Consider the following 15,025-nt stretch of genomic DNA (forward strand, 5'->3'; position numbering starts at 1 on the left):
ATGAAGAAATTGATGATCGCGGCACTCGTGGGTTCTCTGGCGGGTTCGATGACGGCGGCGGCGCAGAGCCCGTCGGCGGCGGCAGCGCCGCCCGCGGCGGACGCGGCGGGGACATGGAACGCCAACTTCAAGACGGCCAACGGCGAGATCCCGGCGCAGATCAAGCTCGCCAAAAGCGGCGAAAAGCTCACCGGCACGATCAGTTCGCAGATGGGCGAGTCGAAGCTCGAGGCGGAACAGAAGGGGAAGGCCGTGACCCTGTGGTTCACGATGCAGGGGCAGAACGGCCCGCTGGCGATCGAACTGTCGGCGACTCAGGACGGCGATACGCTGACGGGCACCACGATGGCCGCGGGCAGCCCCGCCGGCGAGTGGACGGCGACGCGCGACAAGGCCGCGGCATCTGCCGCGCCGGCAGCACCCGCCTCAGCCGCCACGAGCACGTCCACCGCGGCGCCTGCCTCCCTGACCGGCACCTGGAACGTGTCGCTCGAGCTGCCGAACATCAACGCCACGCCCACACTGGTGCTGAAGCAGGACGGCGAGAAGCTGACCGGTGAGTACATCAGCCAGCAGTACGGCAAGTTCCCGCTGACCGGCACGGTGAAGGGATCGGATGTGACGATCACCTTCGCGATGAACGTCGAAGGAACCGCGCTGAACGTCACCTACGCCGGCAAGATCGACAAGGACGGCACCATCGCGGGCACGGCCAATCTGGGAGACATGATGAATGGCACTTTTGCCGCTACGCGGCAAAAGTAATTTGGAAATTTGGAAATTTGGGGATTTGGAAATCTGGAACCCGACGGTTTGACGTTTAGATTTCCAAATTTCCACATTTCCACATTTCCAAATCCTCAGTAGCGCCACCCCTTGAGGTCACTCCCGGGTGGCGCGTACTTTTCGATTTGCCTGGTCATCTTCTCGATGAGTTCCGCCGGCCGCGGGCCCCAGCAGTGGGGGGCGCGGCGCTGGAACACGATCTCGCCGGTCCACTTCGGGTTTTCCGTCTTCTGCAGGAACGCGTGGAGGTTCTCCAGCGCGTTGTTCAGATAGTACGAGTCCATGTCGCCCGTGTAGGCGTTCAGCTTGTGCGCCACGTTCGGGCCCAGCGTCGCCCAGCCGGTCTTCAGCACCTCGAGCAGGTCGTACTTCTTCCATTTCTCCGCCACGGCCCGGTCGATCGCGCCGGTCTGCTTGTCCCAGATCCGCATCGGATAGCCGTCCCTGCCGACCGGGGAGTAGGTCGCCTCCCAGATGTCCCACTGTCCGCCCGAGCGTGACCGGTCGCCGACGACCAGTTCGTAGCGGTTCTCGTCTTTCATCATCGAGACGACGTTGCCGTCCGGCTGGCGGCGCGTCGGCCGATCGACCTTCATCCAGTCGTGCTCGATGAAGTAGGCGTTGGCATCCTTGTAGACGTTGACGATCTGGTGGTAGTTGAAGTCGACCGCGTCGGGGCAGCTGGCGAAGGCGCCGCCGTAGAACGCCGGATAGAACACCTGGTGCGCGAGCGCGATCCAGCCGCCGGTCGATCCGCCCGACAGCATGCGCGCCCACGGCTGCCGGATGACGCGGAACTGCGTCTCGATCGCCGGCAGCAGCTCCTGCATGATGGCTTCGCCGTACGGCCCGTTGTTCTCCGAGTTCACGCCGTAGGAATCGTCGTAGTACGGGGAGGGGTGCTGCAGCGTCACGTAGATGAACCGCGGCGTCGTCTCCGCCATCCACAGCTGGTCGAACTCTCCTCCGGAGCCGAATCCGCCCGGCGCGCGCAGCGAGAAGTGCCCCTGGATGTAGTTGACCGGGTACCTGACGTCGGGATGCGCGTCGTACCCCTTCGGCAGCAGGATCGTCGCGCCGAGAAACATCGGCTGCCCCCACCACTTGGTCAGCACCTGGCTCTGCATCTTGATCCGCTTCACCATGGCGGTATCGGCCGGGACGGCGACGGGAGGGATCACTTTGTCGGCGACCAGACGGATCGGAGCGGGGGAACGCGGATCGATGCGCATGCGCACCGGGTCGCCGTAGAGGTTGCCTGGCGATCGCTTCCAGTTCTGCCCTTCCCACTGGTCCATGTGCATCCACACCGTGTGGCCGTCGGCGCGCGGAAAGCGCGTGTAGACGTTCACGAACGGCTGCACCCAGTACTCGCCGGCGGGAATGCCGGCCAGGCTCGCGATCGGGTGCCCGCGGTTCTCGCGGGTGAATATCACCGGCGCGCCCGGCGCCAGGTTGTCGACGAACGCCGAGAACAGCGGCGCCCCCTCGGGATCGGCCTGCTGGATCGGCGCGGTCTGGTTCGTCCGGCTGATGGCGAGATACACCATGCCGGTGACCGGCTGCGATCGCGCGTTCTTCGAGAACGAGATCTCGACGCGCACGCCGCGGGGCGGCGCCTGCGCGTCCGTGCGGCCGGCGGCGGCGAGTCCGGCGGACAGCGCGACGAGCGCGCCGGTCAGGAGCCGCATGCGAAGGTGCATCATGGTGCGAGTATGCTAGCGCAATGGTTCGCAGCGCAGGACTGCTTCTGCTGATGGGCACGATTGGCTTTCTCCCGGGGCAGCGCCGCGGCGGCGCCGAGGGTCCCGGCGGCCCGGTGCCGACCTACGGCTACGAAGTGGTGAGGTCGTTCCCGCACGATCGCGGCGCGTTCACGCAGGGGCTGTTCATCCGCAACGGGTTCTTCTACGAAGGCACCGGGATGACCGGGCAATCCGGCATCCGCAAGGTGAAGATCGAGACCGGCGAAGTGCTGCAGGCGCGGGCGCTGGCCTCGCAGTACTTCGGCGAAGGCATCGTCGAATGGAAAGGCTCGATCGTGCAGCTCACGTGGCAGCACGGCATCGGCTTCGTGTACGACGCCGAGACGTTCGCGCCGCAGCGCACGTTCACTTACCGCGGCGAGGGCTGGGGCCTCACCCACGACGGCGCGCGCCTGATCATGAGCGACGGATCGGCGCAGCTCCGCTTTCTCGATCCGGCGACGCTGAAAGAGACCGGCCGCCTGACCGTCCGCGATCGGCGCGGCCCGGTCGCCCAGCTGAACGAGCTGGAGTTCGTCAAGGGGGAGATCTTCGCCAACGTCTGGGGCACCGATCGGATCGTCCGGATCTCGCCGGCGGACGGGAAGGTCACCGGCTGGATCGATCTCGCGGGCCTGCTGACGCGCAGCGAGCGCGCCGAGGCCGACGTCCTGAACGGCATCGCCTACGATGCGGCCGCCGATCGCCTCTTCGTCACCGGCAAGTGGTGGCCGAGAGTGTTCGAGATCAAGCTGATCCGCCGCTGATGCTCACCCGCCGGCGACGCGGTCAGTGCTCGTCGCTCTGCTCGATGCGGCGGTGATCGCGCGCGACCTCGGGGCCGAGGCGGCGCGCCAGCCAGAGGCTCTCGACCGCCGGATACATCGCCGCGAACGGCAGCGCGACCAGCGCCCCCACGACGCCTCCGAGCTCGGCCCCCACCGCGAAGGCGAGGACGACGGCCAGTGAGGACAGGCGCATCTGGTTGCCGTAGACCTTCGGCGCGACGTAGTAGTTTTCGACGACGTTGTAGATCACGTTGAACACCAGGGTGGCGATTGCCGCGCCGGCGGAGACGGTGAGCGCCAGCAGCACCATCGGAATCGCGGTGAGAAAGATCCCGAGCACCGGAATGAAATCGAAGATGCCGGTGAGCAGCGCCAGCAGCAGCGCCGCCGGGACGCCGACGATCCGCAGGAACACGTAGGCGCAGATGCCCGCCAGAACGGATGTGGCGACGTTCCCGCGGACGTAGCCGACCACCGCGTCGCGCGCGGCGCGCGCCGTCCGGCGCACGCGCGGCCGCTGCGGCCCCGGCGCAAACGCGACGAGCCATTCGTACGTCCGCCGGCCGTCGATCAGCAGGTATACCGTCAGCACCAGCGCGACGCCGACGGCCAGCACGCCGTTGACGATGGCGCGCCCCAGCCGCGACGCGTAGCTGGCGAACTGCCCGCCGGAGCCCGCTGGTTGTGGCGCGTCAGAAGACCGTGTCTGCTCCGACGGCTCCGATCCCGGTTGCGGCAGCATCTGCAGCAGCCCCTCCGGCGCGCGGCGGCTGACTTCCGCCTGGATCTCGTCGATGCGCTCGCCGAGCATGCGCCCCTGTTCCAGCAACTGCGCGCCGGCGCGCCAGGCGAATGCGAGCAGCAGCGCGGCAATCGCCCCGACCACCAGCACCGAACCGTACGCGCGCTTCACGCGCCGCGCTTCCAGCCAGCCGACGATCGGATCCAGCCCGACCGCGATGAACACGGCGACGACGAAGAGGAGGACCCATTTCCAGAGGTACAGCCAGGCCCACACCAGTGCGGCGGTGATGACCGCCTTCAGGAAGGTGCGGCCGGTCACGTCCACGCGAAGGCGGTCGGTGCGCATCGACGCGCGGTAACATCGCAAGAATGGCTCCAGTACGCGATCGATGGACGGACACCTCACGCGGACGGATGGGTTGGCTCGAGGCGGGCGAAGGCTGGCCGGTGATACTGCTGCACGGGTTTCCCCTGCACGCCGGCATGTGGCGCGCGCAGCTCGAAGCGGTCCCCGCCGGCTGGCGCTTCGTCGCGCCCCACCTTCGGGGGTTCGGCGCCGGGCCGCCGCTCGATCGCGCGGTCAGCATGGATGAGTATGCGCGCGACGTCGCCGCGCTCATGGACGCCATCGAGATCGAGCGCGCGGCGATCGGCGGACTGTCGATGGGCGGCTACGTCACCTTCGCGCTGTTCCGGCAGGAGCCGGCGCGGTTCACCGCAATGGTCCTGGCCGATACGCGCGCGCAGGCCGACACGCCGCCCGAACGCGAGGGGCGGCAGCAACTCCGCGCCGTGGCCGCGGAGCATGGGGGGCGCGGCGTGGCGGACCGGATGCTGCCGAAGCTCTTGAGACCGGACGCCACGGCCGAACAGACGCGGATGGTGCGCGCCTGGATCGAGTCGGCGGACGCGGCGTCGCTGGATGCGGCGATCGTGGCGCTGATCGAACGGCCCGATTCGACGGCCGACCTCGCCCGCGTCCGCGTGCCGGCGCTGGTGGTCGTCGGGGACGCCGATACCGTGACGCCGATCGCACATGCCGAGACGATGCAGCGGGCGATCGCGCGCTCCACGCTCGTCGTCGTCCCGGACGCGGGACACCTGTCGAACGTCGAGCAGCCAGCCCTGTTTTCCCGCGCGCTCGCCGACTTCCTCGGCTCCGCGCTATGATCCGCGGATGCGTCGCGCCGCCGTACCGTTCCTGGGAATCATCCTCTCCGCCGCGCTGCTGACCGCACAGCAGTTCACCCCCGCGCCCGGTGCCGAGCTGCTGCACCGGCCGCTCGATCAGATCCTCGACGTCTACGTCCGGGACGGGCTGGTCTATTACCGCGCGCTCAAGAGCGAACGCGGGCGGCTCGATCGCTACATCGCGTCGCTGAGCGTCCCGGCGGCCACCTACCTGGGCTGGTCGAAGGGGCAGCAGATGGCGTTCTGGGTGAACGCCTACAACGCGTTCGTGTTGAAGACGGTGATCGACAACTACCCGCTGCGCAGTACCATCCGCCAGATTCCCGGGGCGTTCGACAAGACGACGTTCCGCGCCGCCGGGCGCGCGGTGACGCTCGATCAGATCGAGAAGACGATCCTGCCGGAGTTCAAGGAGCCGCGGCTGTACCTGGCGCTCGGGCGCGGCGCCGTCGGCGGCGGCCGGCTGCGCAGCGAGGCCTACACGGCGGCGCGGCTCGAGACGCAGCTCGCCGAACTCCAGGCCGAGTTCGTCGCCAACCGTCACCTCTACCGCTTCGATCGCCTGACGAACGAAATCTCGATCACGCCGATCCTGAGCTGGCGCGAGACGGAGTTCGTCGCGGCCTACGACAAAGCCGATCCGATCTTCGCCCAGCGCTCGCCAATCGAGCGCGCGATCATCGCCTTCATCACCCCGCACCTGCTGCCGATGGAGAAGGAGCAGATCAAACAGAACCAGTTCCGCATCGTCTTTCACGAGATGGACTGGCGGCTCAACGATCTCACCGGCGGCAGCAGACTCGAATAGAAGGCGGCAAGCGGAGGGCGGAGAGCGGACAGCTGATGGATCTCGGACTCACCGACAAAGTGGCGATTGTGACCGGCTCGAGCCGCGGGCTCGGGCTGGCGAGCGCTCGGGCGCTGGTGGCGGAAGGGTGCCGCGTCTGCCTGTGCGCCCGCGGCGCCGAGCAGCTCGCCGAAGCGGCGCTCGAAGTGGAGGCCGCGGCGAAGCGCCCGAACATGATCGCCACCGTGCAGGCCGACGTGTCGACGCCGGCGGGGATCGAGATGGTGATGGCGCGCACGATCGAGACCTTCGGCGGCCTCGACGTCCTCGTCAACAACGTCGGGCGCGCCGCCGGATCCGATCTGCTCGGCACCACCGACGCCGAGTGGCAGGCGGCGTTCGACGAGACGCTGTTTCCGGCGATCCGCGCCTCGCGCCTGGCGGTGCCGCACATGAAGGCCCGCGGCGGCGGCGCGATCATCATGATCGCGTCCATCTACGGCCGCGAGGCCGGCGGACGCATGACCTACAACGCGGTCAAGGCGGCGGAAATCAGCCTCGCGAAGGCGCTCGCCGCCCAGCTCGCGCCGGTGAACATCCGCGTCAACAGCGTCGCGCCCGGGTCGATCATGTTCAAGGGGGGGTCCTGGCACAAGCGGCAGCAGGCCGACCCGGCCGCCATCGCCGACATGATCGCGCGCGAGCTGCCGTTCGGCCGCTTCGGCCGCCCCGACGAAGTCGCCGCCGTCGTCGCCTTCCTCGCCTCGCACAAGGCAAGCTGGATCAGCGGCGCGTCGATCGTCGTGGACGGCTGTCAGAGCCGGAGCAACATCTAGATTTGGAAATCTGGAAATGTGGGAATTTGGAAATCCAGGAGCATTCGGGTAACGTCCAGATTTCCAAATTTCCACATTCCCAGATTCCCACATTCCAATGCTGCAGCCCATCGCCGACGCCGTTCAAGCCGCCGCCGACTGGCTGTTCGTGCCGGTCCTCGTGATCGTGCTCTTCGGGACGGGTCTGTTCCTCACGGCGCGGCTCGGCGTCGTCCAGGTGCGGCGGTTCGGCGAGGCGCTGCGCGCCTTCTTCGGCGGCCGCGCCAGCGGCGCCGCCGGCGTGCTCACCCCGTTCCAGGCGTTCATGACCGCGCTGGGGACCACCATCGGCACCGGCAACATCGCCGGCGTCGCCGCGGGCATCGTGTCGGGCGGACCGGGCGTGCTGTTCTGGATCTGGTGCTACGGCTTCTTCGCGACCGCGATCAAGTTCGCCGAAGCGGTGCTCGGCGTCACGTTCCGCGAAGCACGGGGCACCCAGGACGTGCGCTCGGGACCGATGTATTACCTGCGCGACGGCCTGAAGTCTCCCGCGCTCGCCATGGCATACGCGGTCGTCGCCGGCATTGCCGCGCTGACGACGACGCCCTTCACGCAGACGAATTCGATCGCGCTGGTGATGCACACGCAGGTGGGGGTGCCGAGGTGGGCGTCGGGCCTGGCGATCGCGGTGCTGACGTGGCTGGTGATCATCGGCGGCATCCGCTCGATCGGCCGCGCGTTCGAGAAGCTGGCCCCGGCCAAGGTCGGAATCTACCTCGTCGGCAGCCTGATCGTGATCGTGTCGTTCGCGTCGCGGCTCCCCGACGTGCTCGCGATGGTGTTCCGCGAAGCGTTCACGACGCAGTCGGCGATGGGCTTCGGGATGTTCACGGCGATCCGGTATGGGCTCGCCCGCGGACTCTACGCGAACGAAGCGGGCTATGGGACGGCAGCGGTCGCCTACGGCACGGCGCAGACCACCCGGCCGGCGCAGCAGGGGCTCAACGGCGTCATGGAGACGTTCATCGTCTCGTTCGGCACCTGCACGCTGACGGCGCTGGTGGTGATGCTGTCCGGCGTGGTCGACTGGAGCCTGCCGGCGGGCGAGCGGGCCACGAGCACCGCGGCGGTCGGTCTCGCGTTCGATGCGGTGATGCCCGGCGGCGGGTACCTGCTCGCGTTCTGCGTGTTCCTCTTCGGCTACGGCACGCTGATCGGCTGGGCGTATTACGGCGAGCAGTTCCTTGCCTACTGGCTCGGGCCGCGCGTCGTGATGCCGTACCGGTGGATCTACTGCCTGCTGATTCCCTTGGGCGCGGTCGCGAAGGTCAATCTGGTGTGGGCGTGGGGGGACCTGATGAACGCGCTGCAGATCTTCCCGAACCTGATCGGCGTGCTCGCCTTGAGCCAGATCGCCGCCAACGCGGCAAAGGCATCGGGCGATCGGGCCATCGGGTGATCGGGCCATCGGGTGATCGGGCGATCGGGCGATCGGGTGATCGGGTGATCGGGTGATCGGCGCTTTCGCCTATTGATCGCCGGGCGGCGGCCTGCTACGATCCCCCCGCAACCGTCCCCGATATCCCATGGCCTCTCTATCACTTCCGGTCCTCAGCGGCGACAAGGATCAGCTTCTGCAGCAGGCCCTTGGGCGGCTGGCGGCCTCGCCGCGGCCTGGCGGGGCGGAGGCCGACCCCATCGTGACGGCGACACGGCGGCTGCCCGCGGTCGGCGCGAGCTACGCGCCGTTTCCGGGCAATGTCGATGACCGGCTGGTGAACGCGCTCGCGGCGCGCGGCATCGAGCAGCTCTACACCCACCAGGCAGAAGCGTTCGCGCACGTGCTCGCGGGGCGCAACGTCGTGACGATCACGCCGACGGCGTCGGGAAAGACGCTCTGCTACAACGCGCCGGTGCTCGACGCCATCCTCAAGGATCCGTCCACCCGCGCGCTGTATCTGTTCCCGACCAAGGCGCTCGCGCAGGATCAGCTCGCGGAGCTGTACGCGATGACGGAGTTGATCGCGGCGCGGGCGCGAGAAGCGGACGCGGCGTCGCCCGACATCGGCGTGTTCACCTACGACGGCGACACGCCGTCGGATGCCCGCCGCGCGATCCGCGGCAAGGCGCATGTCGTGCTCAGCAACCCCGACATGCTGCACTCGGGGATCCTGCCGCACCACCCGCGATGGGGGAAGCTGTTCGAGAACCTGAAATTCGTCGTCATCGACGAGCTCCACGCGTACCGCGGCGTGTTCGGCAGCCATCTCGCGAACATCGTGCGGCGGCTGCGCCGGGTCTGCCGCCACTACGGATCGGATCCGGTCTTCATCTGCTCGTCGGCGACGATCGCCAACCCGCGCGAGCTGGCGGAAGCGCTCACCGGGAAGCCGTTCGAGCTGATCGCGCAGAGCGGCGCGCCGCGCGGCGAGAAGTTCTTTCTGTTCGTGAACCCGCCGGTGGTCAACGCGCAGCTCGGCATCCGCCGGTCGTATCTCTCGGAATCGCGCCGCGTCGCGCTCGAGTTCCTCAAGCACAACCTGCAGCTGATCCTGTTCGCCCAGAGCCGTCTCGCGACCGAGATCCTGACGACGTACTTGAAGGATGCGTATCACGGCCCGCCCGGCGCATCGGACGTGATCCGCGGCTATCGCGGCGGGTACCTGCCGAACCGCCGCCGCGAGATCGAGCGCGGACTGCGCGAAGGGGCGGTGCGCGCCGTCGTCTCGACCAGCGCGCTCGAGCTGGGCATCGACATCGGCGCGCTCGACGTCGCGGTCATGGCCGGCTATCCGGGGACGATCGCGGCGACCTGGCAGCGCGCCGGGCGCGCCGGGCGGCGCGCCACGCGCTCGGCGGCGGTCCTCGTCGCGAGCAGCGCGCCGATCGATCAGTTCATCATCCGCAATCCGTCGTACTTCTTCGACGCCTCGCCCGAGCACGCGCTGATCAACCCCGACAATCTGCACATCCTGCTCGACCACGTGAAGTGCGCCGCGTTCGAGCTGCCGTTCGCGACCGACGAGGCGTTCGCGGCGGCGGGTGGGGCCGAGACGGTCAACGTGCAGGAAATCCTCTCCGTGCTTGCGGAGGAAGGCTTCGTCCACCAGGCGGACGGCCAGTGGAACTGGACCCACGAATCGTATCCGGCCGACGCGGTCAGCCTGCGCAGCGTCTCGTCCGACAACTTCGTGGTCGTCGACACGACGCGCGGCGAGCGCGTCATCGCCGAGACCGATTTCACCAGCGCTCCCGCGATGCTGCACGAGAAGGCGATCTACATCGTCGAAGGGCAGCTGTTCCAGGTGGATCGCCTGGACTTCGAGGGGCGCAAGGCGTACGTGAGCAGCGTCGACTGCGACTACTACACCGATGCCATTACGTATACGAAGGTGACGATTCTCGACACCTTCGCGTCGGACGCCGGACATCCGGCGCCGAGTGCGAGCCGCAGATCGCACGGCGAAGTACACGTCGTGTCCCGCGTCGTCGGGTTCAAGAAGATCAAGTTCTACACCAACGAGAACGTCGGCTCCGGCGAGCTGGATCTGCCCGAGCAGCAGATGCACACCTCGTCGTACTGGCTGACGATTCCGGCGGCGCTCATGGGCGCGCTGCCGTACGGCACGGACGATCGGCGGGACGGCGTGGTCGGCCTCGCCTTCGCGATGCGCCATGTCGCCCAGCTGCTGCTGATGTGCGATCGCCACGACATCGGCGTCTCGATCGACGGCGGGTCGCTCGACCGGAACACCCGCACGGGCGGACGCGGCGGCGTGCCCGACGCGCTCGCCGCCGATCCCAACGTCTTCATCTACGACAACTATCCCGGCGGCATCGGTTTCAGCCGGCCGCTGTTCGAGATGCACGGGCTGCTCCTGGAGCGCACGCGCGAGCTGATCGGCAGCTGCCCGTGTGCTTCGGGATGTCCGTCCTGCGTCGGGCCGGAGGGGAATACCGGCCCGCATGCGAAGGACGTCGCCTCGGCTCTCCTCGATCGCCTGCTCGGCGGCCGAACCGGGGTGCGGGGCGGAGGCCCGCCTGACCACGACGAGGTCGTGCCGTTCTGATGGATCTCACCTCGCGGCTTCGATCCATCGTGCGGCCGTCCGGCGCGCCGGTGCGGGAGCTGACCTACGAGCCGGATACCGGCCGCTACGAGGCCACCGTCGATCTCGACCGCGTCGCCGACGTGCTCGCCGGCCGTGTCGTCACCAACCGCTTCGGCCGCGCGCTGATCGTCGACCGCCGCTACGAGTCGGATCGCTTTCACGGAACGCGCCGCGTCGGCGAATGCGAGGTGCCGGATGGAGAGACGCTGCGGCTGCTCGATCCCGCGCTGCCGCCGAACGATTCGCTCGCGCCGGGAGAGAAGACCGTCTTCGTCGACCTCGAGACGACCGGCTTGAGCGGCGGCGCCGGCACGGTCGCGTTTCTCGTCGGCTGCGGCTGGTTCGACATGGGCGCGTTCCAGGTCCGCCAGTTCCTGCTCACCAGCTATGCGGCGGAGCGGGCGCTGCTCGACGCCGTGGCGAGCTGCTTCGACGGCACGTCGCTGCTCGTGACCTATAACGGCAAGACGTTCGACGTGCCGGTGATGGAGACGCGGTGGATGTTCCACCGCATGCGGATGCCGCTCGAATCGGTCCGTCACTTCGACATGCTGCATCCGGCCCGGCGCCTGTGGCGCTCGCGCGACGGCGCCGACGGCTTCACCGATCGGTTGAGCGGCGGCGACGACGGCGGCTGCCGGCTGTCGACGCTCGAGCGGGTGCTGTGCGGGGTGCGCCGCGTCGGCGACGTGCCCGGGCTCGAGATCCCCGGGCGCTACTTCCGCTTCCTGCGGACGGGAGACGTGCGTCCGCTCGAGGCGGTGCTCGAGCACAACCGGCTCGATCTGATTTCGCTTGCAGCCGTCACCGCGCACGCGGTGCAGCTGGTCGAAGCCGGCACGCCGCTGTGCCGCGATGCGGCCGAGACGCTGGCGCTCGGCAAGGTGTACGAGCGCGCCGGCTGCACCGACCGCGCGATCGACGCGTATCGCCGCGCCGCCGCCGCGCCGGGCGCGCACGTCGACGTCGTCGCCGAAGCCATCTACCGCCTGGCCATCCGGCTGCGCCGCGACCGGCGTTTTGCGGAGGCGGCGGACTGCTGGCGCCGCCTGCTGGACGTGAAGCAGGGGAGGAGCGGACGGCGGAGCGCGCTGCTGGCGCCGCTTCGGCAGGTGGCGGTCGAGGCGCTGGCGATTCACCACGAGCACCGCGAGCGCGACTACGCCGGCGCGCGCGAGCTCGCGCTGCAGCTGCTCGACGAGGCGGACGGCGCCGCCGCGCGCGTCAAGACCGACACGACGCGCCGGCGTCTCGCCCGCCTCGAACGCAAGCTCTCCACTTTTAGCGCGCCGCTGCTCGACTGACGGCGCCGGTCCATTTCCCAATTCCCAAGACCAAATAACTCCCGACTCCCAAGGCGGCGAACTTCCAACGCCGGCGTTTGACAGTTGCTACGTTTCGCGTAATACTACGTTGTACGTATTACGCAGGACGGAGTAGATGGCCAGGGACACGGACGCGCTCGACGACTTCGGCCGGTTTGCGGAGCCGGCGCTCATGATTCTCATCAGCCTGGCGGACGGGCCGAAGCATGGCTATGCCATGACCGACGACATCGAGCGGGTGTCGGGCGTGCGCTTCGGGCCGGGGACGCTCTACGGCGCGGTCACGCGGCTCGAGGGGCGCGGCTTGATCGCGCGCCTCGACACTGAAGACCGGCGGCAGCCCTACAAGTTGACGGCACTGGGGGAGCGGGCGCTGCGCGCGCGTCTCGCCAGCCTGCAGGCAGTGGCTCGCGTGGGCCAGAGGCGGCTGGCCGGCGCGTGACCTGGCTGCTGGCGCTCTACCCGCGCCGCTGGCGCCGCCGCTACGGCGCCGAAGTCGCGGAACTGCTCGCCGGACGGCGGTTCTCCGTTCGTCTCGCCATCGATCTCGCCGCCGGCGCGATCGACGTGTGGCTGCACCCGGCGCAGACGCTCGCGGCGGCCTCCGCCGCCGCTTCGGGAAAGGACGAGACGACGATGCTGAACAGGATTCTGCGGTTCGACTGCGCGGGGGCCTACGGGCCCGGCGTGTCGAAGGAGGACGCGTGGAAGGCGGGGCTGTCGATGGTTGTCGTCACCCTGGCCCTCACGGCGGCGTGGCTCCCGCTTCGCCTGAGCGTCGGGGAGCACCCGGTCGTCGACTCGATCGGCATGATGCCGTTCTTCGTCGGGCTCGTGGTGTCGATGCGCTACACCTACCTGAAGGGGCGCTCGCCCGCGGTCCAGGCGGTCTTCATCGGGGGGGTGACGCTGGCGCTCACCCTGGTCTTCCTCGCCGCCGGCCTGATCGCCGCGCGGATCTGAGCGGCGCCGGCGAGGGCGGAAAAAAAGAACGCCACGGTCTCCGGTGAGCCCGTGGCGTTCGAGAGAGCCGGAGGTTGCGCGCCGTCAGCGCGCAGCGGCCTTCTTCGCGGCGGCGGTCTTCGCCGTCTTGGCGGTCTTCGCGGCGGCCTTGCGGGTCTCCGAGGTCTGCGCGCCGAAGCGCTTCGTGAACCGCTCCACGCGTCCTTCGGTGTCAATCAGCTTCTGCCGTCCGGTGAAGAACGGATGACAGTTGTTGCAGATCTCCAAGTGGAGCTCAGGCTTGGTGGACCTGGTCTTCCACGTGGCCCCGCAGGCACACCGCGCCTCGATGTCGTAGTACTTCGGGTGAATGGCTTCCTTCACAGTGCGCTCCTTGGGTGCTCCGGGAAAACTTCAGTATAACACTCTGGTGAGTCGCTTCGCTCCCTGTCGGGCAGGGGACTATGGGCCGCGAAGGGACTCGCTGCGCTCGCCGTCGGGCCGGACGACCGCAACCCTGAGCCCGACCGGGAGCGCCGCGACGCCCCCGCCCGACAGGGAGCGCCGCGACTCTCTTCTCAGCCCTTAGCCCCCTGCCCGATAGGGAGCGAAGCGACTTGCCCCCCTGCCCGACAGGGAGCGCAGCGACTCTCTTCCCAGCCCTTAGCCCCCTGCCCGACAGCGAGCGCAGCGACTCTCTTCCCAGCCCCGAGCCCCCCGCCCGTTGCCCCCCTGCCCCCAGCCCTTAGCCCCCTGCCCGACAGGGAGCGAAGCGACTCTCCTAAGGAATATCGATCCACCGATCCCAGCGGTGCCGCCGGAGCTCGTCCATGACGGGGCCGTCGAGCGGCCGGCCGTCGCTGGCGGCGAGGTTCGCTTCGACGTGCTTCAACTTGCGCATGCCGGGGATCACCGTCGAGACCGCCGGATGCTGAAGGATGTGCCGCAGCGCCAGCTCCGGCATCGACATGCCGGCGGGAACCGCCGCGCGGAGCGCGGCAACGCGCTCGAGCGTGTTGCGCAGGTTCGGCTGCTGGAAATAGATGTTGCGGAAGTCGCCGGCGGGCCAGGTCGAGCCGGGCGTCAGCGTGTCGGTGAGGCTCCCCTCGTCGAACGGCACCCGCGCGATCACGGCGATGTCGCGGCGCTGGCACTCGGGAAACAGTTCGTCTTCCGGCGCCTGGTCGAAGACGTTGTAGACGACCTGGACGGCGTCGATGAGATCCGTCGCGAGCGCCTTCAGAACGTTGGCGGGCTGCCAGCGGTTGATGCTGATCCCGATGGCGCGGACCAGTCCTTCGCGTTTCAGATCGTCGACCGCGCGCTGCCACTCGTCGTCTTCGGCCCACGTGTCGCTCCACACGTGAAACTGCTGCAGGTCGACGGTCTCGAGATCCAGGTTGCGCAGGCTCTTCTCGGTGTACTCGCGGATGTAGTCGGCGGGGAAGACGTCGCGCAGCGGATATTCGGGCCGCGCCGGCCAGGTGCGGTTCTTCGGCGGAATCTTGGTGGCGGTGTAGAGGCGGGTCTTCGGGTGGCGCTTGAGGAGCCCGCCCAGCAGCTGCTCGCTGCGGCCGTCGCCGTAGGCCCAGGCGGTGTCGAAGAAGTTGCAGCCGAGGGCGACGGCGCGGTCGAGCGAGCCGGCGGATTCTTCGTCGTCCGACCCGGTCCAGCCGGCCATGCCCCACATGCCGTAGCCGATTTCGGAGACCTCCCACCCGGTCCGGCCAAATGTCCTATAGTGCATTGACCGATAATAGCCCGCGGAGTGGCGCCGACCCTTGCGA

13 protein-coding genes and 1 pseudogene are annotated in these 15,025 nt (G+C 68.5%); 10 read left to right on the forward strand and 4 right to left on the reverse strand.

Annotation, left to right across the window (positions count from 1 at the left end):
• Entirely contained in the window at positions 1–765 is a 765-nt protein-coding gene (locus VFK57_06165; GenBank protein HET7695275.1) for a hypothetical protein, read from the forward strand.
• A gap of 95 nt (positions 766–860) precedes the next feature.
• Here VFK57_06165 and VFK57_06170 read toward each other — a convergent pair whose 3' ends face one another.
• Entirely contained in the window at positions 861–2,492 is a 1,632-nt protein-coding gene (locus tag VFK57_06170; GenBank protein HET7695276.1) for an alpha/beta hydrolase-fold protein, read from the reverse strand.
• A 20-nt stretch (positions 2,493–2,512) separates the two neighbouring features.
• Here VFK57_06170 and VFK57_06175 point away from each other — a divergent pair, with 20 nt between their 5' ends.
• Positions 2,513–3,298, forward strand: a complete 786-nt coding sequence (locus VFK57_06175; protein ID HET7695277.1) for a glutaminyl-peptide cyclotransferase — start codon at positions 2,513–2,515, stop codon at positions 3,296–3,298.
• A 22-nt stretch (positions 3,299–3,320) separates the two neighbouring features.
• Here the strand turns inward: VFK57_06175 and VFK57_06180 are convergent, their stop codons facing one another.
• Positions 3,321–4,409: an AI-2E family transporter gene (locus VFK57_06180; protein HET7695278.1), complete on the reverse strand. Its 1,089-nt coding sequence runs from the start codon at positions 4,407–4,409 to the stop codon at positions 3,321–3,323.
• A gap of 23 nt (positions 4,410–4,432) precedes the next feature.
• On the opposite strand from VFK57_06180, the gene VFK57_06185 reads away from it, so the two are divergent.
• From VFK57_06185 to VFK57_06220, 8 genes are all read left to right on the forward strand, one after another.
• Positions 4,433–5,233 (forward strand): alpha/beta fold hydrolase, encoded by an 801-nt coding sequence (locus tag VFK57_06185; protein ID HET7695279.1) that lies wholly within the window; start codon positions 4,433–4,435, stop codon positions 5,231–5,233.
• Positions 5,234–5,240: 7 nt separating this feature from the next.
• The gene (locus VFK57_06190) at positions 5,241–6,062 is read left to right on the forward strand and encodes a DUF547 domain-containing protein (GenBank protein HET7695280.1); all 822 of its coding nucleotides are present in this window, start codon (positions 5,241–5,243) and stop codon (positions 6,060–6,062) included.
• Between the two features lie 35 nt (positions 6,063–6,097).
• Positions 6,098–6,877, forward strand: coding sequence for an SDR family oxidoreductase (locus VFK57_06195; protein ID HET7695281.1), 780 nt, complete (start codon positions 6,098–6,100; stop codon positions 6,875–6,877).
• 97 nt (positions 6,878–6,974) lie between these two features.
• Complete coding sequence (locus VFK57_06200) at positions 6,975–8,318, forward strand: amino acid carrier protein (protein ID HET7695282.1); 1,344 nt, start codon at positions 6,975–6,977, stop codon at positions 8,316–8,318.
• A 127-nt stretch (positions 8,319–8,445) separates the two neighbouring features.
• Complete coding sequence (locus VFK57_06205) at positions 8,446–10,929, forward strand: DEAD/DEAH box helicase (GenBank protein ID HET7695283.1); 2,484 nt, start codon at positions 8,446–8,448, stop codon at positions 10,927–10,929.
• Positions 10,929–12,275 (forward strand): ribonuclease H-like domain-containing protein, encoded by a 1,347-nt coding sequence (locus tag VFK57_06210; protein HET7695284.1) that lies wholly within the window; start codon positions 10,929–10,931, stop codon positions 12,273–12,275. The genes VFK57_06205 and VFK57_06210 overlap by 1 nt, the downstream gene beginning before the upstream one ends.
• A gap of 136 nt (positions 12,276–12,411) precedes the next feature.
• Positions 12,412–12,738 carry a PadR family transcriptional regulator gene (locus VFK57_06215; GenBank protein HET7695285.1) on the forward strand — a complete coding sequence of 109 codons (327 nt, stop codon included), beginning with the start codon at positions 12,412–12,414 and terminating at the stop codon, positions 12,736–12,738.
• Positions 12,735–13,259, forward strand: coding sequence for a hypothetical protein (locus tag VFK57_06220; protein HET7695286.1), 525 nt, complete (start codon positions 12,735–12,737; stop codon positions 13,257–13,259). Before VFK57_06215 ends, VFK57_06220 begins: the two co-directional genes overlap by 4 nt.
• 165 nt (positions 13,260–13,424) lie before the next feature.
• Here the strand turns inward: VFK57_06220 and rpmE are convergent.
• Positions 13,425–13,622 (reverse strand): annotated as a pseudogene (rpmE, locus tag VFK57_06225) (50S ribosomal protein L31).
• Between the two features lie 397 nt (positions 13,623–14,019).
• Positions 14,020–14,985, reverse strand: a complete 966-nt coding sequence (locus tag VFK57_06230; protein HET7695287.1) for an aldo/keto reductase — start codon at positions 14,983–14,985, stop codon at positions 14,020–14,022.
• Between the last annotated feature and the right edge of the window lie 40 nt (positions 14,986–15,025).

This window comes from Vicinamibacterales bacterium, assembly GCA_035699745.1.
Classification (GTDB): Bacteria; Acidobacteriota; Vicinamibacteria; order Vicinamibacterales; family 2-12-FULL-66-21; genus JAICSD01.